19 protein-coding genes are annotated in these 25,019 nt (G+C 39.1%); 4 read left to right on the top strand and 15 right to left on the bottom strand.

The window, feature by feature from the left end:
• Positions 1 to 8: 8 nt before the first annotated feature.
• The 12 genes from ACSFVZ_RS07180 to tagH all read right to left on the bottom strand — a co-directional run bounded on the left by ACSFVZ_RS07180 (position 9) and on the right by tagH (position 15,038).
• The gene (locus ACSFVZ_RS07180) at positions 9 to 776 is read right to left on the bottom strand and encodes a type VI secretion system accessory protein TagJ (protein ID WP_138557100.1); all 768 of its coding nucleotides are present in this window, start codon (positions 774 to 776) and stop codon (positions 9 to 11) included.
• A 2-nt stretch (positions 777 to 778) separates the two neighbouring features.
• On the bottom strand, positions 779 to 2,305 hold the full coding sequence (gene tssC / locus ACSFVZ_RS07175; RefSeq protein ID WP_235382707.1) for a type VI secretion system contractile sheath large subunit: 1,527 nt from the start codon (positions 2,303 to 2,305) through the stop codon (positions 779 to 781).
• Positions 2,306 to 2,332: 27 nt separating this feature from the next.
• Positions 2,333 to 3,826: a type VI secretion system contractile sheath large subunit gene (gene tssC / locus ACSFVZ_RS07170; protein WP_235382708.1), complete on the bottom strand. Its 1,494-nt coding sequence runs from the start codon at positions 3,824 to 3,826 to the stop codon at positions 2,333 to 2,335.
• On the bottom strand, positions 3,823 to 4,326 hold the full coding sequence (tssB, locus tag ACSFVZ_RS07165) for a type VI secretion system contractile sheath small subunit (RefSeq protein ID WP_235382709.1): 504 nt from the start codon (positions 4,324 to 4,326) through the stop codon (positions 3,823 to 3,825). Before tssB ends, tssC (ACSFVZ_RS07170) begins: the two co-directional genes overlap by 4 nt.
• A 12-nt stretch (positions 4,327 to 4,338) precedes the next feature.
• Positions 4,339 to 5,445 (bottom strand): type VI secretion system protein TssA, encoded by a 1,107-nt coding sequence (gene tssA, locus ACSFVZ_RS07160; protein WP_235382710.1) that lies wholly within the window; start codon positions 5,443 to 5,445, stop codon positions 4,339 to 4,341.
• Positions 5,446 to 5,604: 159 nt separating this feature from the next.
• The gene (locus tag ACSFVZ_RS07155; RefSeq protein WP_235382711.1) at positions 5,605 to 6,396 is read right to left on the bottom strand and encodes a PP2C family protein-serine/threonine phosphatase; all 792 of its coding nucleotides are present in this window, start codon (positions 6,394 to 6,396) and stop codon (positions 5,605 to 5,607) included.
• Complete coding sequence (gene tagF, locus ACSFVZ_RS07150) at positions 6,389 to 7,117, bottom strand: type VI secretion system-associated protein TagF (protein WP_235382712.1); 729 nt, start codon at positions 7,115 to 7,117, stop codon at positions 6,389 to 6,391. Before tagF ends, ACSFVZ_RS07155 begins: the two co-directional genes overlap by 8 nt.
• Positions 7,099 to 10,599: a type VI secretion system membrane subunit TssM gene (gene tssM, locus ACSFVZ_RS07145; RefSeq protein WP_235382713.1), complete on the bottom strand. Its 3,501-nt coding sequence runs from the start codon at positions 10,597 to 10,599 to the stop codon at positions 7,099 to 7,101. Before tssM ends, tagF begins: the two co-directional genes overlap by 19 nt.
• 10 nt (positions 10,600 to 10,609) lie before the next feature.
• Positions 10,610 to 11,887 (bottom strand): type VI secretion system protein TssL, long form, encoded by a 1,278-nt coding sequence (gene tssL, locus ACSFVZ_RS07140; RefSeq protein ID WP_235382714.1) that lies wholly within the window; start codon positions 11,885 to 11,887, stop codon positions 10,610 to 10,612.
• Between the two features lie 16 nt (positions 11,888 to 11,903).
• Positions 11,904 to 13,232 (bottom strand): type VI secretion system baseplate subunit TssK, encoded by a 1,329-nt coding sequence (tssK, locus tag ACSFVZ_RS07135; RefSeq protein ID WP_105181721.1) that lies wholly within the window; start codon positions 13,230 to 13,232, stop codon positions 11,904 to 11,906.
• A 10-nt stretch (positions 13,233 to 13,242) separates the two neighbouring features.
• Positions 13,243 to 13,701: a type VI secretion system lipoprotein TssJ gene (tssJ, locus tag ACSFVZ_RS07130; protein WP_138557092.1), complete on the bottom strand. Its 459-nt coding sequence runs from the start codon at positions 13,699 to 13,701 to the stop codon at positions 13,243 to 13,245.
• Positions 13,702 to 13,727: 26 nt separating this feature from the next.
• On the bottom strand, positions 13,728 to 15,038 hold the full coding sequence (gene tagH, locus ACSFVZ_RS07125) for a type VI secretion system-associated FHA domain protein TagH (RefSeq protein ID WP_435558482.1): 1,311 nt from the start codon (positions 15,036 to 15,038) through the stop codon (positions 13,728 to 13,730).
• A 259-nt stretch (positions 15,039 to 15,297) separates the two neighbouring features.
• On the opposite strand from tagH, the gene ACSFVZ_RS07120 reads away from it, so the two are divergent.
• Together ACSFVZ_RS07120 and ACSFVZ_RS07115 are read left to right on the top strand one after the other, a co-directional pair.
• The gene (locus tag ACSFVZ_RS07120; RefSeq protein ID WP_435558481.1) at positions 15,298 to 17,256 is read left to right on the top strand and encodes a serine/threonine-protein kinase; all 1,959 of its coding nucleotides are present in this window, start codon (positions 15,298 to 15,300) and stop codon (positions 17,254 to 17,256) included.
• Between the two features lie 114 nt (positions 17,257 to 17,370).
• On the top strand, positions 17,371 to 17,715 hold the full coding sequence (locus ACSFVZ_RS07115) for a PEGA domain-containing protein (RefSeq protein ID WP_135926838.1): 345 nt from the start codon (positions 17,371 to 17,373) through the stop codon (positions 17,713 to 17,715).
• A gap of 55 nt (positions 17,716 to 17,770) precedes the next feature.
• Here ACSFVZ_RS07115 and ACSFVZ_RS07110 read toward each other — a convergent pair whose 3' ends face one another.
• Positions 17,771 to 18,130: a DUF1294 domain-containing protein gene (locus ACSFVZ_RS07110; protein ID WP_235382717.1), complete on the bottom strand. Its 360-nt coding sequence runs from the start codon at positions 18,128 to 18,130 to the stop codon at positions 17,771 to 17,773.
• Between the two features lie 52 nt (positions 18,131 to 18,182).
• Here ACSFVZ_RS07110 and ACSFVZ_RS07105 point away from each other — a divergent pair, with 52 nt between their 5' ends.
• The gene (locus ACSFVZ_RS07105; protein WP_235382718.1) at positions 18,183 to 18,707 is read left to right on the top strand and encodes a hypothetical protein; all 525 of its coding nucleotides are present in this window, start codon (positions 18,183 to 18,185) and stop codon (positions 18,705 to 18,707) included.
• A gap of 45 nt (positions 18,708 to 18,752) precedes the next feature.
• Here the strand turns inward: ACSFVZ_RS07105 and ACSFVZ_RS07100 are convergent, their stop codons facing one another.
• Positions 18,753 to 20,270 (bottom strand): DUF3360 family protein, encoded by a 1,518-nt coding sequence (locus ACSFVZ_RS07100; protein ID WP_435558480.1) that lies wholly within the window; start codon positions 20,268 to 20,270, stop codon positions 18,753 to 18,755.
• 444 nt (positions 20,271 to 20,714) lie between these two features.
• On the bottom strand, positions 20,715 to 22,838 hold the full coding sequence (locus ACSFVZ_RS07095) for a methyl-accepting chemotaxis protein (RefSeq protein WP_135926834.1): 2,124 nt from the start codon (positions 22,836 to 22,838) through the stop codon (positions 20,715 to 20,717).
• A 423-nt stretch (positions 22,839 to 23,261) separates the two neighbouring features.
• On the opposite strand from ACSFVZ_RS07095, the gene ACSFVZ_RS07090 reads away from it, so the two are divergent.
• Entirely contained in the window at positions 23,262 to 24,995 is a 1,734-nt protein-coding gene (locus ACSFVZ_RS07090; protein ID WP_235382720.1) for a GMC family oxidoreductase, read from the top strand.
• Positions 24,996 to 25,019: the final 24 nt, after the last annotated feature.

The raw sequence follows: 25,019 nt of genomic DNA, 5'->3' as shown, positions 1-25,019 counted from the left end.
TTTCACTCTCAATTGATGAAAGAACCAAGTTCAGACAATAAGACTGCTTCATCATTTATAAACAGCATTTTCATTCCGCGTCCTAAGTACATTTCTTCACTTAATTCTTGCCATTCAGTCACTTGGCCTAGTTTTTCTATTTCACTCTTTGAGTGTGGGTAAACAACTGGGATGTGAGCTGTACCTACAGGCCCATCTTTGATAGTAACCTCAACACGTAGCCAAATTTGCTCAACGATTGACTCTATTGGTTGAACTTCAAATTTTTCGATTTCATCAAAGCGAGCTAAATAAAACTCACCGTTGGTCCCCAAAATTTCCAGAAATGGGTTTAATGAATCATCAATATCTCTGATTGCAGTAAGTTGCTCATTTGCTGAATTAGTTCTGAAAGACTCAACTTTGGCTGCTTTTTCTGTCGCTTCTTTTAAATCTTCTTCACGTAAAGCAATATGCATCTGTAGAAATATCTCATCGAGTTCATCTGCTTCATGAAATAGCTTTGGAGCCGCTTTACCTTCATAAAAATCTTGTCGTGCTTGCTCGGCCCTGATTAAGTGTCTTAAATTAACAGCACCAACTGCTAACTCAGGTGATTTAGTCACCATAAAATCTAATTGTTTATCCGCTTTTTCAAGTTCACCATTAACACACAACAATTCCGTATAAGCGCTGCGGATATCAAAATTCAGTGGATCATCTTTTAGTTTTTGTGCGCAGTACTCTAATGCATCTGCTAATTTTCCATTGCGGATACACTCATGGATCTTTTTCATTTTTATTCCTTTATTTGATGATGAGGACTTAGTTCAGTCACTAATTTGATACTTGATACCATTTGATCAAGCTGAAAATGAGGTTGTAGTTGTAAGACAGAAAAGTAGTGGCCTGGCTTCGATTTATTTTCGGTCACTTTCACTTTCGCATTTGCCAAAGGATACTTACTTCTTATTTGCTCTGAAGCAGAATCCGATGCTGTCGTGTAGTTATTAACCCATGCTTGCAAGCCTTGTTCACAAGCTTGAGCTGTACTATAAGAACCAACCCGATCACGCGCTAGCAGCTTTAAATAGTGAGCAAAACGTGACACACATAAAATATATTGCAGCATAGACGATAAGCGGGCATTTACTGTCGATGCTTCACTATCGTAGTGCTTGGCTTGCTGAGCCGAAGCGTTACTATAAAAAACCAGATGCTCAGTATTAGTCACGGATGAGGCAGGTATAAACCCAAGTTCAGAAAATTGCTTTTCTAATTTACTGGTCACAATCAAATCTATTGGTGGCTTAGCTTCTTTTCTGTATACATCGGTTGAAAAGTAATTTTTCGTCAACCCGGTAACGATACCTTTAGATATTTTACCTGGCTCAATCCCTCTGATTTGACCAAACCAACCACTTTCAGCATAAGCACGCACTAAAGTCGACACAAATTGGTACGCGGCGTTTCCCCATAACATATCTGTTTCTGGTGCTGTTATTTTTTCTGTATATAAAAAGTCTAAGTGACGGGTACCGTCGTTTTTATAGGGTGCTCTGACTAAAACATGCGGCAATACAAGACCAACAAAACGCGCATCTTCCATGCCTCTAAAGCTACGCCACTTGGTATATTCGACCTGTTCAAATTGATTATATAAATCGAATTGGTAGCCAAGATCAGTAAAACTGTTTGTACCAAATAAGCTTGCTGACACAGCAGTAATAAATGGCGAAAAGGAGGCTGCGGCTACTTTCGAAATTTCTTTTAAAGTGTCTATATCGTTGTAAATTGTACCCGGTGCATTCCCGTTGGTAATTTCGTAATCACCAATCAATACACCAAAAGGCTCTCCACCTGGACGGTCGAACTCATTTTGATAAATTAATTGAAAGAGGCTACTTTGATCGAAATCGATAGCCTTATTAACATCTCTCGATAATGTATTCCAATCACAATCTAACAGGCGTAACTTTACTTTTTTTTCTTTATCACTGAGTTCTGTTTGTAAAGTTAACCACCACAAATTGCGCCAGCTAGCTTCTAATTGTTGTAACTTTGGGTGGTGTAAAATCTGATCTAATTGCTTTGAAATAAGCGAGTCTATTTTAACAATGGTCAGTTGCAAATATGAACTGATTGACTCTTTATCCCACTGCAGTGGCGAATCAGAAGAGCCTTCAAGCCATAATAACAGTGCTTTAAATGTCTCTTTCTCATTTAGAAAGCGTTCCAATAAAGCACTATTTTCGAAGATATCAGACGCTGTATTATGAGAAAATACAGCGTCAGCTCCTATGAATGAAAACTCTTCACAATTCATTTTGCATCATCCTTAATGCAGGAAGGGTTAACCAATCTCAGGGATTTTGGCAACCAATCTAAGTGATGACGTTAACTCTTCCATTTGTAACCATGGTCTTAACCACGCGACAGCATTATAAGCACCAGGCTGACCAGGAATTTCTTTAACTGAAACTTTTGCATCTGCTAAAGGATAACGTGCTCTGATATCTTGACCACCACCCTCTGTCGCATTTACGTAAGATAAGATCCAACGATTTAACCAAGATTCAACGTCTTCTGCTTCCATAAAGCTACCAATTTTATCACGTGCCATTACTTTTAAATAATGAGCAAAGCGAGAAGTAGCCATAAGGTAAGGCAAGCGTGCTGAAATAGCGGCATTGGCAGTTGCATCAGGCGTTGAGTAAACTTGCGGCTTTTGGCACGATTGTCCACCAAAGAACACAGCGTAATCTGTATTTTTATAATGACACAGTGGTAAGAAACCAAGCTTACTTAACTCAGCTTCACGTCGATCAGTAATACCAATCTCTGTTGGGCATTTAAGATCAGGATCACCATCATCACTCGTGAATATATGGGTAGGTAAACCTTCTACTTTACCGCCGCCTTCAGCACCACGAATAGCAGTACAAAAACCATATTGAGAGAATGCTTTTGTCATGTTCGTCGCCATCGCATAGGCAGCATTACTCCAACAATAATCACCGTTATCAGTACTTACAGAGCGACCGGCAAGCTCATCAACTTCAAACTCTTCATAGTTGAATTCTTCAACAGGTTTAGATGCTGCACCGTAAGGTAAACGAGATAAAAATCTTGGCATCGTGAGTGAAACAAAGCGTGAATCATCGCTGTCTCTAAATGAGCGCCACTTAGTATATTCAAGTGATTCAAATACTTTTTCAAGATCTCTTGGTTTAGTGAGCTCTTCCCAACTATCAAAACCAAAGAGTGAAGGTGATGATGCCGAAATGAACGGACAGAAACCAGCAGCAGCAACATTTGACATTAAGCTGAGTGTTTCAACATCTTCTGGGTGATTAGTAAACTCAAAATCACCAACAATAGTGCCGTAAGGTTCACCGCCTGGTGTACCAAACTCTGACTCATAGATTTTTTTGAATGTTTGGCTTTGATCAAACTCAACCGCTTTACTTAAATCTTTATGAAGCTCTTTCTTCTTCATATTTAGTACACGGATTTTTAATGTTGAGCCTGTATCTGAATTCATCACCAAATGATTAAGACCACGCCAAGAACCTTCTAATTTTTGAAAGTCTTCATGGTGCATAATCACACTGAGTTGTTTCGATATTTTTTGGTCGATCAATTGAATAGCTTCATTGAAAGTCACTGTCATGTTTTTATTCCATTGAACAGTGCCCTTTAAAGCTTCTTCAGTTAAAGTGCGTAATAGCTCTTCCGCTCGACTTGCGTCTGTTTGTTTAGTTGCGCCAATCGCTTGGGTTAATAACGACGCCGATTCTGTCGTTGCTGCTGTGTCTAATTCTTGTGCTAGTGTTTCGGTGCTCATTTTTCAGACTCCTCTAACTTTAGCTCTTTGGCAATTGAATCAAGACTCGCCGTGTTGCTTAACACTTCCTCTAAGACATTTTCTAACTCTTCCGAGCGGTCAATCTTAGTCATGAGGTCACGAAGTTTATTACGAGTCTCCATTAGGTTGCGTAATGGTTCAACTTGATTTACGACAGCAGCAGGCTCAAAGTCATCGATACTTTTAAAGTTGAGATCAACACTAAATTTGGTGCCGTCATCAGTTAAAGTATTATCAACATCTAACTTAAGAGACGGGCTCATTTTTTTTAAAACATCATTAAAGTTTTCTCTATCGATTTGAATAAAACGACGGTCTTTTAAAGGTTTTAATACTTCTTTATTATGACCTGAAAAATCACCCATTACCCCAACTACAAAAGGAAGCTCTTTTTTTACAATTGCACCTTCAGTTTCAACATCATAGGTAATGTGTACTCTAGGTTTACGTACACGTTTTAATTTGTCATGGATACTCATTCAAAACTCCTTTTACTCGGTTTCTGTTTCGCTAACTTTGATGCCAGACAGCTTAAAGTATCCGGTCCTAGCATCACTATCGGTTATTAATTCATTTAATAATTCTGGTAGCGATAATTCGCTCCATCGAATAACTTGTTCAATGGTGTAAGACATAGGTGAATGCGGTTCTGTCTTTCTGAAAAACTGTGCTATTTCTTGCAACTTATTTATCGCACTTTCTCGGCTGTTGATTACTGCATCATTGCGATTAGTATTCTCAGCTATAGATGCATCATCATCCACTCGCTCATTGTCTTGTGGTTCTTGTATTGATTTGACTTCAAGAGATTTGAGCTTATCTTTGCCTAAATGCAAAACTGCATTTAAGCATTCCTCGAGTGCTTGCTTAATATTAGAAGTGGGTTGTGACTGTTCAGTAGCAGCATCAAGTGCAATGCTTAATGCACTAAATTCTGTGAGAGCCTCTTCAATGCCGTTTTTTAATTCGAGGAAAAACTCAGCAGGAGTTTCTTGGGCACTTTTTTCTATTAACTCAAAATCAATAGCGCCTTGCGCTATTTTCTTTTCTCTTTTCTCATCATTGAGCCTAGATATGTCGTAAGCTTGCTGATATTCCCAGTAAGTAAATGGTTCATAATTTTGGCTATCTGTTAGAGCGATACTTTTAATAGGGATGATAAGCGCGCCATCACCCGCTACGCCATTTAAACCAACAAGAGCAGAAACTTTATCAGATATTTCATCGCCTTCATCAAGTGATGGATAGAGTAACTCAAAATGATTACTTATAAGCTCATGTGCAACTCGAAAGCCAAATGCCAAACCTTTAAAACCATATACACGACATAGTGCTTCAATAAACCAGGCTAAATATTCAATATCTTTACTTTCTGATTTTAATGCAGCGCTACATTGTTCTAACAATGGCTGCCAATCACGAGCAAGAGAAGCTATGCCCTCATCATCAACGAGTGCAAGGCGCTCGGCAGCACGTAGCTGATTACGCATATCTTTTAAGGAATAATACGTTGAGGTAGGAGATACATCTGATCTAGGCTCAATGCCCGCGAATGCATCTTCGCTAATTGGAGCTATATATTCATCAAATACAAACATTCCATTGCCTTACAAATTCCTTTTACACCCAAAATAGAGACGACGTAAAATAATACATCTCTTATTTTTAATTTCAAGCCACAAAATCATTAATTAAAATGAAATTACAAAAAATAAAATAATAAAACAAAGCATCATCCATATTATTTTAATAATAGGCTATTTACTCAATAATAAGGGCACAGTCAAATCATCATTAACTAGTTTTTTATTATTAGATTTATCCGATTCTTCATTTTTCACTAAAATAAAAGTAACATTATCTCTTGCACCACGCACAAGAGTGGAGTGAATTAAAGCCATACCAGAATCAATTATATTTTTAGGACCTAAAGCAATACTAATTTCTGAGTCACTTAACTCACCAGTTAATCCATCAGAACAAAGTAGGAAAATATCATCAGTTAATAAATCACCTTCAACACAATCGACTGATAATTCATTTTGTACCCCTACTGCGCGTGTAATTACATTCGCTAATGGGTGATTTATTGCCTCTTGCTCTGTGAGTAAGCCCTCGTCAATTAAATCATTAATTTGGCTATGATCTCGAGATAACTGTAGCAAAGCATTCGATCTGTAAAGGTATATCCTGCTATCACCTACCCATATTGCTGAATATTTATTATCTTTAAAAAACAAAACAGTAACTGTTGTACCAGCCGTTTTGTTCCCCAAAAAATCACTGCTATACTCAAGTAGTTTTGTATTGGCGCTTTTTATTGCCTTAATCAACATCTCAGTCGAAATTAATGAAGCAGGTAACTCTTCGACTTCAGCCTTAATGACATCTACCACTAGCTGGCTTGCAAAATCGCCCGCTTCATGCCCCCCCATACCGTCCGCAACAACCCAAATGTTATACTTATTAAGTTCGATATAAGCATCTTCATTTAATTCACGAACGACTCCGCGATGAGACACGGCATAACTAATAAAATTTTTATTCACACTCACTTACCTGGGTATAATTCCATTCCCAATGCTGCCAACGTCCATCTAGCATTGCAGCCACCTGATTTACTGGCGGTAAACCTGCCGTCACAAAAACGACAGGTTTAATATTTATAGAGCCGTGGGTCCACCACACGCTGTAATCTCCATACTTATTGAGTAATAGCGAATGCAAGACATCGTTTAATGTCCCGGCACCCAATTCATCTCCTTGAAACTCAAATACTGCAGCTGATTTATTTTCATCTGGAGAAAGGCTTTTACTGAATTTTTTAGTTGGTGAATGATTACTTTTAAGCGTACTGAGTACCTTTTTCTGCCAAACACTTAAGTCTACACTGTCATCTAGAACAGTTAACACTGCGTCTTCATAATCAAGCGATAGCTGGTTTGAGTTTAATGTCGCAATCGGTGTGCTATCGCTATCAACAAGAACAGTAAAGGGATAATGACGGCCTACAGCATCAACACTTGGCAAAAGCGTCCCCATTTTTGCATTCTCTGTAATTAAGTTTTCGCATAGTGCAAAGTGCCAAACAGGACTTGTTAAATAACGCTCTTGCCACTGGGCACCTAGTTGTTCTTTGCTTACTGCTATCGCAGCCTGAAGCCAATGCTCCCAATGCTCTGAAAACTGTTGACAAATACCTTCTTGCACAAAGTCACCCAAAAATGGAACTTTACCCAAATAGCCAATACCTATAACCTTGTCGGACATGAGAAGCTCTCTATACTTGCGTTCCAAAATGGGTGTCGAATCGAATTAGGTAATAATTCAACCGTTGCATTATTTCCTTGCAGCGAAAAGTGCAGCTCTAAGTCACTCTGGGTTTCTGCTCGCTGAGCTTTAAGATCATCCAGCATTCGATAGAGAGACCATTCACCACTGTAGCTGGTATTGATGGTTCTCCCCCCATAAGGTGGTGTAAACACAATTCTAGTTTTACTTTGAGCAACGTCTCCTGGCCAAACAATACTTTTTACTTTCGGTGGGCCATGTCGATAAATCATTGACTGACCATCAATTTCGATCATGAAGCTGGAAATTGTTTGGTCCAGTTTAATCGGTTTTAAACCAAACTCTATTCGTGGCGTATTACTGTTGCCATCAAAAAACACCTCTCGAATTCTGGCAGCTTGTTCAAACATTCTGAGTGCTGACTCACTAACACCTATGTTCTTTTCAAATCGCCAAGGGCTCTTACTGGTATCAACACTAGGCGCAATATACGTAGTGAAAAAGTTATCTATCGTGCCCTTAGGACCAAAAAAGTCTGAAAAATCTTTAAGATTGATCTCCTTATCTGAATTAGGAACCAACGGGTAACGCCCAACGATTGCAGCATTATACTCACGTAAAACACTGCTTCTCCAAATTTCGTTTAAGTGCTGATTGGCACTTTTTCGAGTAATATTCGACGTATCTTGGCTAATGTCTAATAGCCACTTATTGGCTGGGTAAGGTAGTCCTTTACTTTGAAACTCAAGCTGACTGAGGAATTCCGGTTTATTCTTGCCACTTAACTGATTCTTTACTGATGACTTAAGTAACCCACCTCGATCAAGTTGGTTTAAGTAAATATTTAGCTCTCTTAAACTTGCTTGAATTGTCTCAAGTTGCTGTGGTTCAATTTCTAAAATATCACTAAATGCTTCCTCTACTTGGTAGCCTGGAAGTTTAACTTCAAATTTCGGTGTTTCATTAGGCAAGTAACGTTTAAGTCTATTAGCTTTAGTATGCATAGCGACTTCAGCAGCGTTTGCAGCCACTTTACCGGCTGCCTTTTGATTTTCCGAAATAGGCAACTTAGTCAACTGAACATTTTTTTGAACAGTTGTAATAATATTTTTTATTGGCGCTTCTGGTCCCGCTAAAACATTAGTAACGCGAACACCTTCTGTTGGTGAATTGAACTCATTTAAAGTCAGCTCATCAACAAACGAACGCCAGTAATAGATATAATCTTGAAAATACTTTTGCTCTAATTTCTTTTCGATGTCAGCTTTTGAGATATCGTATGTGTTTGCAGCTTCTTCACCGTAAACCCAACTACTTGCCATCAAGTTACCCAACATCTTGCTTTTCTCGACATTAAAAATGCCATGATAACCATTGTAGGTATAAAGACCTGGGATACCTTTCATCGCGACTTCAGGGTTTTGAAAACTAAATTCTCGTGCGCTTTCGTAACTTATAATGTCTGTTAATTTTATTGGAGGAATGCTGCTTTCCATAAAGTCAGCTTGCAGTCTTTGATAAGCTCTTTCTGCAATTGGCAGTTTTGTTAATTCAGCTCGCGCAAGACGAACAGCTTGATGATCAATTTCCTGCCCAGAAAAACCATGGTCCAGTAATGCTCGTGTATGAGCCATAAGATCACTGCGATTAGTTACGTTCACGTCCCCAGGAAGAGCCCTTTCGTAATAGGCACTAAACCAGGCAAGTAAATCATCTTGATTATAATGCTCAGGCTCAAATAACATCAGATAGCTGCGTAATGTCTCGTATAAATAACTCAAATAATCAGCTTGTTGCTCCATCTCAGATGTTAGCGCATTGAGTAAATATGGTTCTAGGTACGTTTTTAGTGAACGCAAGTAGGCACTTTTTGAAGCCTCTGTTAGCTCTTCTACCTTACTAAAACCATAAGCCTCAAAATCTTCAGCATTAATTTCATTAACAGGGAAATTCTTTAACTTATTAAAGCGCTGATTCAAAACAAGCAGATTACTTTTATCTACTGTATTTTGATCTAGCACTTGATATTCAGCTAATGCTTGATTTGTTTCATCTATCAAATCACTATTCCATGAAAAGCTCACGTACCAAGAAATACTTAATGCTATTAAAGTGATACATGTCACAGCTAAGCATGACACGCGTAACCACTTACTTTGCTTTTCATGATGTTTGTTGGTACTTGCTAGGTTTTGCTCAGGAAAAATAACGCTCTCTAACAAACGCTTTATAAAGAAGCTTCTAGTTTGGTTTATATAATCTTTTTTCGTTGAATTTTGTTCAGTCAACAAATTAGAAGGAGTCCCTTCTTGCGTTGCACTAGTAAGGTATACACCACGAAATATTGGCAGACTTTCATACGCATTTGGTGTAAATATTTCTTTTAAAAAAGAATAACCTACACTTTGAAGTGCACGAAGTTGCTTTGGAAACTCAAATACCTTAGAGCGGTTTGCTAAATCATGCTCATTAATTAAACGTCGATTTAATAACGAGGTTAAATTTGAAATTAGCCCATGAAATTCCCTGTTAAACACTTCAATTTGATTGTCAGATTCAGCATCAAGCTCAAAAGTAACCCCCCAAACTTGTTCGGTTTCTTCATCACTCAGCTCACTAAAAAACTCTCTAAACCCTTCAATTAAGTCAACTTTTGAAAAAATAACATAAACAGGAAAGGTCATGCCCAGCTGCCCTTGAAGCTCCTGTAGTCGTTGTTTAATCGCGCGAGCATGCAAATTACGCTCAGTTTTAGTTTGATTCATCAGTTCAGAGATACCCATACTGATGATCACCCCATTTACAGGTCGTTTTGGCCTGTATTTTCTAAGTAGTCCTAAAAAACCTTGCCATGCTTTTGAGTCGTGTAAAGCATGACTGTTTTGCGTGGTGTAACGTCCTGCGGTATCAATAATCACTGCTTTGTTGGTAAACCACCAATCACAATTCCGCGTACCACCAACACCGTGAATTAAGTCTGTGCCTAGCTTCTCCTTTAAAGGAAAATCAAGGCCTGAGTTATTGATAAAGTTTGTCTTACCTGAACCAGGAGGGCCAATCATGATATACCAAGGAAGCTGATAGATATTACGGCCGTTAAAGAGCTTGGCATCCTTCAATAACTCGATCGCCTCAACCATTCGAGTCTTTAAGGTTTTAATTTCTTCTTGGACTTCATCTGCAGAATTAGCATCAACCTCTATCAGCTCTTCTGTCATGCTAGTATTTCGCTTGCTTTGATTTCTAAATTCAATCAGTTTAATAACGGTATATACCAGTAAAATTGCTAAAATAGTGATTGCACGAGCAGCGACACTTTCAAACGGTTTATAATCAGCGATCGCTATCAAAGGACCACCAAACCAAATAAGAAGGAAGAGAGCTAAAAAGCCAACTACGATCATCACCTTACGAGAAGTAGCAGCGTACATAGCGCGCTTGCACTTTTGAATAAAACTCATCACAACTCCATTAAAAAAGTAAGTCGATTTCAATTCGGCGGTTTAATGCCTTATCTGAATTCGTATTGCTCACTAAAGGCTCTGCAGAGCCTTTTCCTTCTGGCCATAACCTTCCCATTAAGCCAGTATTCTTAGCCATTGAATTTGCTACTTGTGTAGCTCTAGCTAATGATAAATGCCAATTAGAAGGAAACTGACTGGTACTTATTGGGCTATCGTCGGTGTGACCTGTGATTAAGATTTTGCCTTTTGTTCCTTCAAGGCTTAGTGCTAACTTCTCTAAAATGGGTTGGAAAGAGGGCAATAGTGTTGCTTCACCAGAGTTAAACAAACTCTCATTATTTATTGTTATTCTGATCCTGTCTGTTTGTTGTTCAACGCTAACTATACCGCGTTGTATCTCTGTGTGTAATAACTGAGTTAACAATTCAAGTTGCTTGCTTCTATTACCTTCAACTTGTGAAGATGACAAAGGATGAACTAATTTCAAGTTTTCAGCAGTAGCGTCAACTTGCTCATTGAGACGCATATTGAAAAATAAATAAACCACTAGCGCAATTAAAGCAAGAACCGAAATTACAACCCAAAGAGGAATTTGGTTTCTTAACTCTACCCCTGCTGCAACACGGCTTTTCCAGCTAGGTGTTAAAAATTGACTATGAGGCCCATCAAGCTGATTGAGGATGTGGTAAATTCTATTACGGTAATCTTCTAACTTACTTTCACCGCTTGCAGCAACTCGAAACTTACCTTTAAAGCCTAAATTTAAACAATGGTATTGTAGCTCTAAAAAGTTTCGATTCATTTCTGGATGCGCTAGCGCTTCATCCAGCAAAGTAAAAAAGTACTCACCACCAAATGTTTCTTTATGAAAAGTGGATAATAAGCTTTCTTCTGCCCATTCTAACGAACTCCACTTTGCATTTAATACGGCTTCATCAATTGCAGCACATAAGCAATAACGCGCATTATTAATGACCGTGAGCTCAATTGATTTCGCGCGCAGATTCGTCTCAAAGCGCTTGATTGATTCAATTGCACGATGCTTTAAAGCCGCTAAACTGTCTATTTGCGATGACTGATTAATAAAAATGATCAATGAAAAGCTATCATTAGCCGCATCGAGTAATTCATTTTTAAAAATTGATACAGAACTGACACTCGCCTTTTCAGGTGAAGAGTGACTAAACGAGACCACGGTTTTGTCACTCGAGCCTTGCGATGCTTCTGAATTTGACTTGTTACGGCCCAAACGTCCTGGACGTGGTTTAATTATTGTTTCATCCATTGAAACGCTTCCTTTATTAGCTTCTAATTGCCCAAAGAATTAAGTTTAAATCAGGGTAGTTACCTGATAAATGAAGAGCGATACCCCCACTGGATTTTAGTTTGCTCCAGTGTTCACTGTTTTTATTAAGCTCAAAATAATGATATCCAGCATGGTAAGGTACTTGACGTGGCGCTGTAGGTAAGCCATTGATTGAGATCCCTGGTAGCTGGTTATTTACTAAATCTCGAATCGACTCTACGCTACCAATTTTAATTTGCGAAGGTAGCAACTTTCTTAATTCTTCATGGGGAATACTCGCTTTGACAGCCAGTACGAATTGAGCAGAGTCGAGAATCGACTTATCTCTTAATGCACCGAATGAGATACCAAACTTACTTTGTTCTAACTTAATTTCAGTGGCTGTTTGTTCAATCACTTGGCTGAGAGATTGGTATAGGAAGTTCACAACCTCTGCAAAAACAAACTGTAAATTTGCATGGTCATATTTTGGAAGTTGCGGCACCCGTTTATTTACAGCACTAAATGTTGCAAGTTCGCCAGCAAGCTCAATTAACCTTGCATAAAGTTCTCGAGGATGAACACGAGAGTGCGTTAATAAGCTTTGAAAAATAGCATCATATTTATTTAATGTTTGTAGCATCAAAAAATCAGCCACTGATGTGCTACCTGCATACCCTTGACATAGCCTGACTGCAATACTTTCTGCACGTTGCTTTATTAAACCTGAGACCTCTCTGACAAGCGCTGTTAAAGGCTTATTACTGGTGACAAACAAACTAGGAGGAATATACTTAGAATCAAGTTTAATTGCTCCCTCATTCGTGACTTCTGTAATTCTTGCAAGCGGCAGCAAGACATAACCCGATGTATCATCAGACATTAACATCAATCGGCTATGAAGCTTTGCTACTTGGATTACTTCTTGAGCTTGAGAGCCTAAACTGTCATCACTAACTGATAAGTCTGCAATCCTGTAACGTGTCACTAATTCGTCTTCACTAGAAGAGATGTTGATCCCACTTCCCTTCAAGGCTGGAATTGCAAGGCATATAATTTCATCATAGGCACTTTTAGCTACCACTAAGGGATCAGGAAGAAACTCATCACTTGGCATCTGAATTGGGCATAAATCTGGCGAAATAGCCGACAATTTATCAATAGCAAATTGACCGGTTACAAGTAGTTCACTATCAATTTCGAGTTCAATGACTCCCCATGAATCAGCAACAGTGCCCTCTATAACTCTTCTAATTACACTAGAAACATGCTTATCTGCTTGTTGAAAATGCTGAGGCCTTAAGAACATTCCTTCTGTCCATGCGACCCGCGTGTAATCACTCATGTTTATTCCTTTAATCTTTCATATATACAGCTAACGACTCAACATTTACGTCAATGTCATCGTAGCCTGTCGGATCAACCTCTATAACAGCTCGCCAACGGGCCTTTTCAATATCTCTATAAGCGACTACCACACCAACAAAGCGAGTATTTCTGTTTAAATTCATTTTGTATTCAATGCTTGACGAAGGTTGTAATTCAAGTTCATCTTTTTTAAGAAGATCAGGCCCAAGTACCGCTTCTGGATTTTCATATAAACTAAAAAAATCTTGCGTATCGAAAATAGTTCGGGAGCTTAGTTCAAACACTTTATAAACGACAGGTGAAGGACGGCCAGAGATATCTGGATTCACATCTGAGGCCACTGAAATGTTTAAATCAGTAGATGGGGGCACAAACTTGTTTACCGTTGTACAGGCTGTTAAAAATACCCACATAACACCTACAAAAGTAAGCTTGAACTTCAACATTGCATTATTCCTTTATTGTAATACAACTAATTACCACTATTGTATGCCTTCAGAAAATCATCAGAAAATGCTAAAACCCCTTTAGCTTTAACATCATCTGCAATGTCAGCATACAATTCGTTATATATACGCCAGCTAGAAGCACCGCCATATGCAGGCAAAGAGCTAAGTAGACCACCTTTATTACTTTGCGCTTTTATATCACGCGGTGATAATTGCTCTAAAAGGCCATTAAGCGCCCCTGTTGCTCCTGCTAGTAACCCTTGTTCATGAAGTTTTATATCAACAAAACTTTCTTTTACAGCTTCATTCGCTTGCAAAAAACTTGCGCTATTACGAACAAAAAGATTCTGCATAACATCATCAATGGTTGCTGAAAACTTAAGAGGGTTATTTTGCTCAACTTTAAAAGTTGTGTGATTCAATTTAAGTTGATTCTTAATATTTGTTCGCTGACGAATCAAATCCATCGAGCCTTCAAGAAAAAGCTTAAAGCACTCGCCCATATGCTGCCATGTGTCTTCATTTTGCAGCTCTGCAGCTAATTTTTCATTAACACTTAAACCATTCAAAAAAGAAATAACTAATTTCGAAGAGTTTGAAATTTGATTATCTTTTATAGGTGCACTAACTGGGGCGTTATTTGCAGCTATTGCACTATTGCCATTATTGAACGGCTTACTATCATTAACAGCTGGAGTGCTAATTACAGGCTCTTCTACCGGTAATACAGGCACGCTATTTTCTTTTTCTTTAACTGTAGCTGATAGTTGTGCGAGTTCATCCCAGTCCTCTGGAATGGGTTGACTGAGGTTTTGTTGTGAAAATATGTCAATGTTTTCACTCGGTGCTTTCTGAAAAGTAGGCGCAAGCATTGCCTCTTCAAGTTCACTAGAACTGTCGTAAGCCAATTGCTGCTCAGAAGAAGCATTAAAATTACCGCTTAAATTTGTTGGTAGTTCTGTAGGCGGGGTATTGAAAGAGTTGACATGTGGCTCAAAATTTTGAGCTTGTTCATCTTGCTGTAAAGTTGATTCAATTTGAAAATCACCAATAGTGAGAATGTCACCATCATTTAGTCGGTGTTTATTTTCTTTACCAAGCGGTGAAACTGAAAAGTTTATAAACAATCCATTTGTCGAGTAGTCATAAACATAGAAGCCATCTGTTTCTTTTACAATTTTACCATGGCGACCTGATATTACTTTTTCCGGATCAGGTAAATACCAATCACAATCTTCTGACCGACCAAAAGTTAACTCATTTTTTACTACTTTTTTCGCATCTATCTCAGGAGAAAGCCTGTGATAACTGGTAACATTTAGAATCACTTCCATTTGATTGTTAGTCCCATAAATACAAACATTCTAATAGGATAAAATACTTCGCAGAATAAAGTCAACGCGGAAAAATACCCAAAAACAGAATTTAAATAATTTTAAAAAACAAAATAAAATACAAAAACAAATAACCAATCTAAGAACTAAACCTTAAGTACCAGTTCATTAATATAAACTGAATGATTGCTTATTGTTGTATTTTTTGTAAAATATGTCCCCAGTCAAAAGGATATTGATTTTTATAAAAGGAATTATAATGACTGCTGAGAATGATAAAACACGTATTGCCTCAATAAAAAATAAAAATGCGGTATCTAAAGGAAGCAAGCTTCATTTAATTGGTAAAACACTCTCAAACCGCTACTTAATTGAAGAATTAATTGGTGAAGGTGGCATGGGTTATATTTATCGAGCACGAGACACCTACCTAAATACTCAATTAAATCAAGATAATATAGTTGCAATTAAAGTATTACACCCTGAGTTAGCTGACTCAGAGGATGCTTTATTATTGTTAAAAGATGAAACAATAAAAACTCGCACTCTTTCTCACCCCAACATTGTCAAAGTATTTTCAGCGTCTTCAAGTGACACCTATCATTTCGTCGTAATGGAATGGATTGAAGGTGAAACTCTTGAGCAATTAATCAAAAGAAGTAAACCAAATGGTTTGTCTCAAAAACGAGCTAAACCTATTTTAAATCAGCTTATTGACGCCCTAACTTACGCTCACTCTAAGGGAATTGTACACAGCGACCTAAAGCCTTCAAACATAATTCTTGATTCGCAAGGAAACTTAAAGATTTTAGATTTTGGTATTGCAAAAACAAACCTTCAAGAAGATAAATATGCAGCCCCTGCTAACAATGAGCAACCAAACAGCAATGGTTATACCCCCACATATGCTAGTCCTGAGCAACTAAATGGAGACAAATCTTCAGCTAAAGACGATATATTTGCATTTGGTTGTATTGCATTTGAGCTATTAACGAGCAAGCATCCATACAATAGAGTCGCTGCAAATCAAGTAGCAAAAGATACAAGTGTAAAAAAACCCAGCAACAGTTCATTAAGTGTTTGGCTTAAAATCAAAAAGTGTATTTCACTTGATGCTGCTCATCGCCCTAAATCATTGTCTGAAGTTAAATATGAACTAAACAATAATAGAACTTCATTATTAATCCATGCAGCTTGCTACGCATTACTTATTGGTGGTGCTGGGTATCAGTTTTTATCCCAAAGCGATAAACAGCAATTGATTGAAGCAAACTATCAAAACTCGCTCGCAAAAGTTGAACAGCTTGAAACATGGATGAATTGGCCTAGTGATGGTTTACCGCAACGATTAAATGAAATTCCACCACAATACAAAGTATTAAAAGAAGGGCTTTTAGCTGTTCATCAAAATAAAGTCGTAGAAAAATTTACTAAACAAGTCGATGATTTACCAAGAACCGCCATAAATACAAGAGCCTACGATGAAGCTATTGCTATTTATGACGAAGCAAAAAATTTCTATCCTGATTCAGAGACATTAAATAATAAACTCGAAAGCTTGCTTACTGAAAGACAGTCAATCCTATCTGATCTAAGTTACCGTTTAGATGTACTGTTATCGCAATCTAGATATGATGAAAGTGGTGACAACAACATTCACGGTCTTGTATCTCAAATAAAAATTATCGACTCTAGTTATACCTATGTACCCAACCAAGAGCATATAAATAATTTCAAACTGGCAGTTTTAGCGTCTATTGAAAATGAAGATTTCGTTACACAAAAAACATTACTTGATGTAGGTGAATTAGTTTTTTCCAATACTTCAGAACTTGAGCCACTCGTTACTGCATTGCGAAAAAAAGAGTCAGCCATGATCGCATTAGCTGAATATAAGAGAAAAACGAGTGAAGGGATGACTGTGAGTTACCCTGACGACGATGCCAAAATATTTTATCAAGAAAAATTAGAAAGATTTAACACTCAACTTGCAAATGTTTCGGACTATAAACAGCTTATCGAGTTTGATGAGTCATTTAGTAAAGAAGCTGAAATCTTCCCTGAATCATTTGAGCCCATTTTATTAATCAAAGATCAAATAGCAACGACTTATATTTCTATGGCCAGTAGTTTAATGAAACAAAAAATGTATAGAACAGCCGAAAGACTTGTAGAACGGAGCGAAGAAATTAGAAAGAGTCTAGAAAATACAATCTAGATCAGAAGATTAAATAATCAAACGTCAGGGAAGAGCGAATTTGCACAAATAAATTTTTGAACGCCATTCTTTTTCTTTAACGTCTAATAAATAGTGTAATTTAATGGAGTAATTATGAAAAAATTAAGTCTTGCCTGTGCACTGATGATACTAGCAGGCTGTTCATCAACCACAGAAGTTTCGCCAGAACCAGAGACTATTGTAGAACCTGTAGCTGAAGTGATAGAGGAAGTGCCTGTAACTTCATTAACGGTCGTTACTACACCTAACGATGCGCGTGTTCGTATCATGAATATTAAACCTGTCTACGAAGATGGTATTGAACTTAATGATGGTAAATACGATATTGAAGTAACCAAGCCTGGTTATTTAACCTATCGCAAGTGGATTGTTGTAGATAAAAAAACAATATTGACTGTAGATCTTAAAAGCATAGAGTCTAATCAAGCTACTCAATAATATGAAATTACTTCCCACCAAAGGAAAGCAACGGCTTTCCTTTTTTGATCTACTTTTAAATTAACTGCAAATAGTACAGTGACGACAGTGCACTGCCATTAACAATAATTGTTAACCAAAGCACGGCAATAAAACTGCGTTTTTTGGATTTGTGTCTTAACCATTGCTGTGCAATTAATGAACCTGGCCAACCACCGATTAACCCTAAAATATGCAGTGTACGCTCAGGTACTCTTATTGTATGCTCGCCATGTTGCATCGCTAAACGTTTATCCCAGCCATATACCAAAAAGCTTATTATGCTCGCTACGCTGTAAGTGCCTGCAATAAAGTAGGTAATATTAAGTTGCCACGATACCAGCCATAGCAGCGCTAGAAACAACAATGAAAATGTAATTAATGTTTTCTTAATCAATAAATTATCACCTATACTTTGCAAAACAAATTAATTTTATCGGGACGCTATTATGGCATACCTAAAATCACTTTTACTATCAATCTGCCTGTGTTCACTTTCTGTTTTGGCGGCGGAGCAACAACTTGATGACAAGCTAAAAGTGTTTGAGCCTTACTTAGGCACATGGCAGTCTGACTTTAATGTCGCAGCAGGTAAACCTGCGGTGCAAGATGTGAGTACCTGGCAACGCGCGCTCAATGGCACGGCTATTAAAACCATTCATTCTATCAATGAAGGTGAATATGGTGGTGAATCGATGATTTTTTGGGATAATAAAAAGCAATCTTTAGTGTTTTATTACTTCACTACGGCAGGTTTTTATACCCAAGGCACAATGAATGTACTTAGCCCTACTCAGTTTGTTGCTTATGAGAATGTGACAGGCAGCAAAGAGGGGATCACTAAGGTAAAATCGACAAGCGAGTTTAAAAACAACAGCTTTGTGGTGTCGACCTCTTACCTTAAAAAAGGTCAATGGACAAAACCAGATACCCGAACTTACATCCGCAGCGAAAAAACAGTTAAGTTTAAATAACAGCTTTGAAAAAGGGTAAGGCGTTTATCACCTTACCCTTTTTTATCAATGCCTAAAGTCAGCCATTAATGCTGGGATCCCTGGCAGCATACCCACCAGCGCCATCACGCTTGTTAAAATTACAAACATTATTAATGGAATGATCCAACGGCTCATTGGTGATAGTTCAGAGCTTCGCTCTTTACAACCAATTAAGCCCAGGTTGTCGAGCAACATAGTTAACGACCAACCAAATGCAGGATTCACCAAAGTCGATGAAAACACCACAATAGCAGCCGATTGGGTGGTTTTACCTTCGCGGGTCATTTCCATGCCAGCTTCAAGAAGTGGGATAAACACACCTACAATCAAGGCGACACATAACACGGGTTGCCAAATAGCTAAATCCATTGGGTAGCCCCAAATACTGGCAATGATACAAAATAATGCTGTTAACACCGCACCTGCAGGAATGGGTCGCTTAGCGATGGCTGCTGGCACAATGTAAGTTCCCCATGATGAGGTAAAGTTAGAGCCGCCTAATAAGGAACCAAATGTCTGGCGGATTGAAGCACTAAACATGGTATCGTCAATGTTCATTTGCACTTTTTCTGTGCGTTCTGGGTAACTGATTTTTTGGAATACTTGGTGTCCTAAAAAGTCAGGTGACCACATAGCAACCGCAAGCACTGCAAACGGCAATACCACTACAAAGCTCTCTAGGGTTGGTAAGCCCAGCATCCAACCGGTGTTTTCACCCCACCAATACATTGGGTTCATATTTGGTAAGTCCGGTGCTGTTTTAAACTCAAACGGCGCACCCAGTAAAAATGCGATTAAACCACCAAGTAAGCAACTTAATGGCACAGCTAACCAACGTTTTTTGTAGTGCTCAAGTAAGGCATACAACACGATAGTCGATAAAATCACAATAAAAGCGATATGGGTCATATCAATGCCTTCAGCCCATGCAAACAGCTTTTTAACCTGCGAAATCGTGCCAATAAAACCAAGGTAGAGCAGTAAACCGCCACACACTCCTCGGCTGGTTAAGCCCGCCAGTAAACTCCCCCCTTTACTAAGCGCGAGTAACAGACCAAACGCCCCTATCAGTAAACCAAAGGCCATTGGGTGACCACCCGCTGCAACCACAATCGGGATTAAAGGAATAAGCGGCCCATGCGTACCCGCCAGATTTGCCGTTGGTAAAAAGAAGCCCGAAAATAATAAAATGAAGATCGATACAATTAATAGCTCATAGCGCACGTTTTCTAGAATAAAACCTTCACCTAGGCCCAGTGGCGCTGCAAACGTTGCAGCAATTGCACCGACCATGACCACCTTGCCTATGGTTCCTGCCATTGCAGGGATAGAGTCTTCTAATTCAAACCGGTAATCACGAAATGGTAAATTAGGACGCCAGCGCTTAGGCTGCATAATTTGTAATTCGTGTTCAAGGTATTCGTCGCGACTCGAAAATTCACTGCTGGGTTTATGAAGAGCTTGATAGCTTTGCTGATCGGCATGAGTATCCGACCCTTGCTCAGCAGGCGCTGTTGACGCTGATTGCTGCCTCGTATTCATGAGTTCTCCTACTGCCTATCTTGAAAAATTATGTGAGTTTTTATTATGCAGTTAGGGTAAAGCAGTCGGGCCAAAAACACGATTAGGCAAAAGGTAGGGTATGAATTTGTAAAAAAGCCGTTCTTATAGTATTAAAAACACAGAAAATTCTCTTAACCCATTGAAATATAACAACTTAAATTAATTGATAATTTAGACAACATACAGCAATTGTTAATAAATGCCTATTAATCAAGCACATTAACTATTAGTCTAATAAATCGTATGAATAGCAAACAGGCAAACTATGAGGTACGGGAATGCAGGCATCACACTTGCTTGGCGCGCGAAACAAGGTCTAGAGATGCGAGGTGCGAGTAGGTAACAGCGATTTCACATCGCGTTTTATCTCGCACCTAGCACCTCGTAACTAGCCCCTTTACCCTTGCAACTAGCAACTTAAAGCTATTTCGTCTTTAATTTATTCAGCTCATCATCTTGCTGTGCAACAAGGGCATTAAGCGTTTGACTGCCGTCTCCAGCCTGCGTTGATAACTCTGCTAATTGCGATGCAGCATCTGAGATTAAAGTAAGATTCCTATTAATCTCCTCGGTTACAGAGCTTTGCTCTTCAGCGGCTGTTGCAATATGGGTAATTTGTTGCGTAATTTCGTCCACCTTAACAACCACCTCATGCAGCGCATCAAAGGCAACGGAGGTTTCATCTACCGCGGTTTGTGCACGCACAACACCTTGTTCAATCACTTTAGAAGCGTTGCCTACTTCAAGCTGTAAGCTGTCGATTAGACCGCTGATGTCATCTGTTGATGAACGTGTTTTTGAAGCAAGCGCACGAACTTCGTCGGCGACCACGGCAAATCCACGTCCTTGCTCACCAGCTCTTGCAGCTTCTATAGCAGCATTGAGGGCAAGCAAATTGGTTTGCTCTGCTATCGTTCTGATCACATCTAATATCTGAGTTATGTCATTACTGCGCGCTGCAACCTTTTCGACCGCTTTGTTTGCTTCTTTTATTTCATCCGACATAGTCTTAACTTGTGTTACAGCTGAAGACAAACTTTTTTCACTACTAACTACTAAACTATTTATTTCGTCAGCTTGTTGCGCCGATTGTTCAGAAGCCCTTGCAACCTCAAGTGCTGTTGCACTCATTTCGTTCATTGCGGTCACCACGCTTTCAATTTCTTGAAATTGCGCTTGTACATTATGTTTAGTATCAACAGCAACACTGGTTGCCATGTGGGCTTGCTCCTTGGTTTGCGTCGATACATTTTTAAGCTCACCAATTAAGTCACGCAATTTAGCAAGAAACGCATTAAAACCTGTTGCTAGTGCTATTAATTCAGCATGGGTATCAACATGCAGGGTTTGGGTTAGGTCGCCTTCAGCACTAGCAAGGTTATCAACACGCTGTTGAATTTGTTGTAATGGTGCCACAATGGTGCGGATCACTAAGGTCATGATAACAAAGGCTGCACCAGCAATAATAATACCCGTCACCAAGATTAAGCCGCCTAACGTATTGGCGTTTTCACTCATGCTATTTGCCAGCGCATGAGGGCCCTCAAGTGCAAGCTCAGCTGGTACTTGAATCAATAAGTTCCACTGGGTTTTAGCAAGCTTAATGGTGATTGGGTAATTAACTAAATACTCATCACCGACTTTAAATACACCACTTTGATTTTTCGCTTTAACGTAATTGTCTAAAGTGCTTTTAGCCACAGCCTCTTTTAGCGGTCTGCCTAGCTTATCTTTGTAATGGCTGCTACCAACCACTAAATCGAGTGAGCTTAATAAGGTAACTCGGGCTTTACCGTTATATAGCTCTTTTGACAATTTTTCGGTCATGCTTTGAAATACAGGCAAAGTTAAATCAACACCAGCAACACCAATAAATTCATTATCACGAAGAATTGGCACAGTTAAAGAGGTCATCATTTCTGAATACCCTGGGGTGATTTCGTATAGGTAAGGTTCCATTATGCAGGGTACTTTGGTGTCTTTTACACACAGGTACCACTCAGCTTCTCGCTGACCAAATTCATTAAGTGTATCGACATATTTTTCAGCCGCATCATCTACGACTTGTTGCTCAATGGCGCCATCTCGATTGCGTGTGAAATAGATTTCTAAAGTACCAACACCCGCCACAGAATGATCATAACCACTAATAAAATTAGCATCACGGCCATCAAACGCATTTGCTTCAAACTGCGAATAAATAGATGAAAGAATGGTATTTTTTTTGAGTAGTGAGCGATTCAACTCAACCACCGCATCGCGAGTTAAAGTACTTGCTGCATCATGATCACCTAAGATTGCGGCAAATGAATAAGGAACTCGATATGCTTCGTTAATAAATCCAGCGACTTGCTCACCATATGCGGCAGCATTGGAGGCTAGTTTGTCTTCAACTTCAGCAACAATCAGCTTTTCTGATTGTGCAGCTAACTGCTGGTTGCTGTTTGACAACTGCCACCATAAAACACTCGATAAAACAAACACAGTAATAAAAATACTGCCTACTGTGAGCCATAATAACTTTTTCGCTAATGCTAACTGCCGCATCGAAATGTCCTGTTTTTATTGTAGGTTTGCTAATAGTTTAGACTATTTAACTAATTTTACAGCCCAAAAAAGGAGTAAAGCATTATTTTTAAGTAATTTATTGAAAATGCTCTGTTCGACAACAGAATTTTGCTAGCATGCAATTGAAATTTATAGCTTTGTTATGATTCGGTTTATTTAGATTAACGGCGTACAAAGCATGACAAACTATTTAATTAAATGGCTTAACATATAGCGAGTAAGCGCTGCTGAGCACTAAAAAGTTGATAAATTGCGTTTCTTTATTACTTGTTCTAAGACAAACAACCGACAAGCTTCTATATTACTAATATGTACATCCCAAACCACAACAGATAAGCAGCTAATTTACAGCGTATTTTGTAACGAGTTAATTATAATAATAAATATCAACAAGCGATGACCATGCAGCAAGACACATTTGATTTTGACCAAATAATTATAGGCTCTGGGTTTGGTGGCTCAGTGAGTGCGCTACGCCTAAGCGAAAAAGGTAACCGGGTTTTAGTACTTGAAAAAGGCCTTCGCCGCGACGATAAAGAATTTCCAAAGACCAACCTAGATATCAAAAATTATATGTGGCAACCAGAAATTGGCTTAAAAGGCTGCATTCAATTTTCGTTTACCAGCAAAGTCACTGTGCTGCATGGTGTGGGTGTTGGCGGTGGCTCACAAATTTATGCCAATGTGCACCTTATTCCTGATGATGAGGTGTTTCAATCTCCAGCTTGGACACGCATAAAATCAGACTGGAAAGAAAGCCTAATGCCCTACTATGGCCTTGCACAACGCATGTTAGGCAGTGCCAAAAATACCTATACCAATGTTGCCGATCACACCCTTAAAGAGATTGCAGAGCAGATGGGGCAAGGTGACTCGTTCAAAACCGTGAATACCGGGGTGCTTTTTGCAAAACCCGGCGAAGCCTATAACAAAGAGCTACCCGACCCATACTTTAATGGCGATGGTCCAAGGCGAAATACCTGCCATTACTGTGGTAGCTGCATGATTGGTTGTCGCCATAATGCCAAAAACACCTTAATGAAAAACTATCTGTACTTTGCCGAGCGCAATGGCGTAGAGATAAGACCCAGCTCTGAAGTAATTAAAATCACCCCACTCAATGCAGATGGCAGCGCCGGATACAAAATTAAGATTAAAGATACCAGTCATCGCAACAACCATATTTATACGCTAACAACACGTGGCGTTGTGCTAAGCGCAGGGGTCATGGGCACCGTGCCTTTGCTTTTAAAAATGCGCGATAAAGACAAAACACTACCTAATATTTCAGCTTGGCTTGGTCAGCAAATTCGTACAAATTCAGAAACCCTCACCACCGCGAACAATACCACTAAAAAAGTTGATGATGGCGTTGCGATCAGCTCATTTATTTCGGTCGACAAAGACACCAACATTGAAATTTGCCGGTTTAAGGAAGGCGCCGATGGCACATGGCTTTATTTACCTTACGTTCCTATGGTGACTGGAAAAGGCCTCAAGCGTATCGCTAAGTTTTTAGTGAATACACTGCGCCATCCAATAAAAACAGCCAAAGTATTGCGACCAAAAGGCAAAGCCCGCAGCTCAATTCTCTTTTTGGTGATGCAAAAATCCGAGGCGTTTATTCACCTTGAATGGCGACGCAAATGGTATCGGTTATTTAAAAGCGGCATTACTGCAGTGCAAAAAGAGAATGATGCACCGCTTAGCGTTAGTTTTCCAAAAGCAGAAGAAGCAACCAAACTCTACGCCGAAAAACTCGGTGGTGTGCCAGGCTCTGCTTTAACTGAAGTGCTCTTTGGTGCCCCGATGACGGCGCATATAATGAGTGGAGTCGCCATGGGGACTGATGCCTCTAACGGCGTAGTTGATAGCTCAGGAGAAGTGTTCGGCTATCAAAACCTGCGTGTTATTGACGGCTCAATCATACCGGGTAATTTAGGGGTAAACCCATCATTAACCATTACCGCATTGTCTGAATACGCAATGAGCCAAATACCGGTATTCGATGCAGCCCGAGCCAGTAAGATAAAACCAATAGAATTTAGTGAACCACGCGAAGGCCTAGTATCTGCGCTTACGGGTTCAGGTGATTTAGCAAAATCGATTGCTGAAAAACAAAAAAGCCGTGCATAAAGCACGGCCTATTTTGATAAATAG

Source organism: Pseudoalteromonas nanhaiensis (assembly GCF_051235485.1).
GTDB lineage: Bacteria > Pseudomonadota > Gammaproteobacteria > Enterobacterales > Alteromonadaceae > Pseudoalteromonas > Pseudoalteromonas lipolytica_C.
This window is presented reverse-complemented; position numbering and strand designations above follow the sequence as displayed.

Excerpts from the sequence above, each read along its gene's own strand:
- tssK (WP_105181721.1), bottom strand. The coding sequence starts at position 13,232 with ATGAGTGATTACACGCGGGTCGCATGGACAGAAGGAATGTTCTTAAGG.
- ACSFVZ_RS07100 (WP_435558480.1), bottom strand. The coding sequence starts at position 20,270 with ATGAATACGAGGCAGCAATCAGCGTCAACAGCGCCTGCTGAGCAAGGG.
- ACSFVZ_RS07105 (WP_235382718.1), top strand. The coding sequence starts at position 18,183 with ATGGCATACCTAAAATCACTTTTACTATCAATCTGCCTGTGTTCACTT.
- ACSFVZ_RS07095 (WP_135926834.1), bottom strand. The coding sequence starts at position 22,838 with ATGCGGCAGTTAGCATTAGCGAAAAAGTTATTATGGCTCACAGTAGGC.
- tagH (WP_435558482.1), bottom strand. The coding sequence starts at position 15,038 with ATGGAAGTGATTCTAAATGTTACCAGTTATCACAGGCTTTCTCCTGAG.
- tssC (WP_235382708.1), bottom strand. The coding sequence starts at position 3,826 with ATGAGCACCGAAACACTAGCACAAGAATTAGACACAGCAGCAACGACA.
- ACSFVZ_RS07090 (WP_235382720.1), top strand. The coding sequence starts at position 23,262 with ATGCAGCAAGACACATTTGATTTTGACCAAATAATTATAGGCTCTGGG.
- tssA (WP_235382710.1), bottom strand. The coding sequence starts at position 5,445 with ATGTTTGTATTTGATGAATATATAGCTCCAATTAGCGAAGATGCATTC.
- ACSFVZ_RS07115 (WP_135926838.1), top strand. The coding sequence starts at position 17,371 with ATGAAAAAATTAAGTCTTGCCTGTGCACTGATGATACTAGCAGGCTGT.
- ACSFVZ_RS07120 (WP_435558481.1), top strand. The coding sequence starts at position 15,298 with ATGACTGCTGAGAATGATAAAACACGTATTGCCTCAATAAAAAATAAA.
- tssC (WP_235382707.1), bottom strand. The coding sequence starts at position 2,305 with ATGAATTGTGAAGAGTTTTCATTCATAGGAGCTGACGCTGTATTTTCT.
- tssL (WP_235382714.1), bottom strand. The coding sequence starts at position 11,887 with ATGGATGAAACAATAATTAAACCACGTCCAGGACGTTTGGGCCGTAAC.
- tagF (WP_235382712.1), bottom strand. The coding sequence starts at position 7,117 with ATGTCCGACAAGGTTATAGGTATTGGCTATTTGGGTAAAGTTCCATTT.
- tssM (WP_235382713.1), bottom strand. The coding sequence starts at position 10,599 with ATGAGTTTTATTCAAAAGTGCAAGCGCGCTATGTACGCTGCTACTTCT.
- ACSFVZ_RS07180 (WP_138557100.1), bottom strand. The coding sequence starts at position 776 with ATGAAAAAGATCCATGAGTGTATCCGCAATGGAAAATTAGCAGATGCA.
- tssJ (WP_138557092.1), bottom strand. The coding sequence starts at position 13,701 with ATGTTGAAGTTCAAGCTTACTTTTGTAGGTGTTATGTGGGTATTTTTA.
- tssB (WP_235382709.1), bottom strand. The coding sequence starts at position 4,326 with ATGAGTATCCATGACAAATTAAAACGTGTACGTAAACCTAGAGTACAC.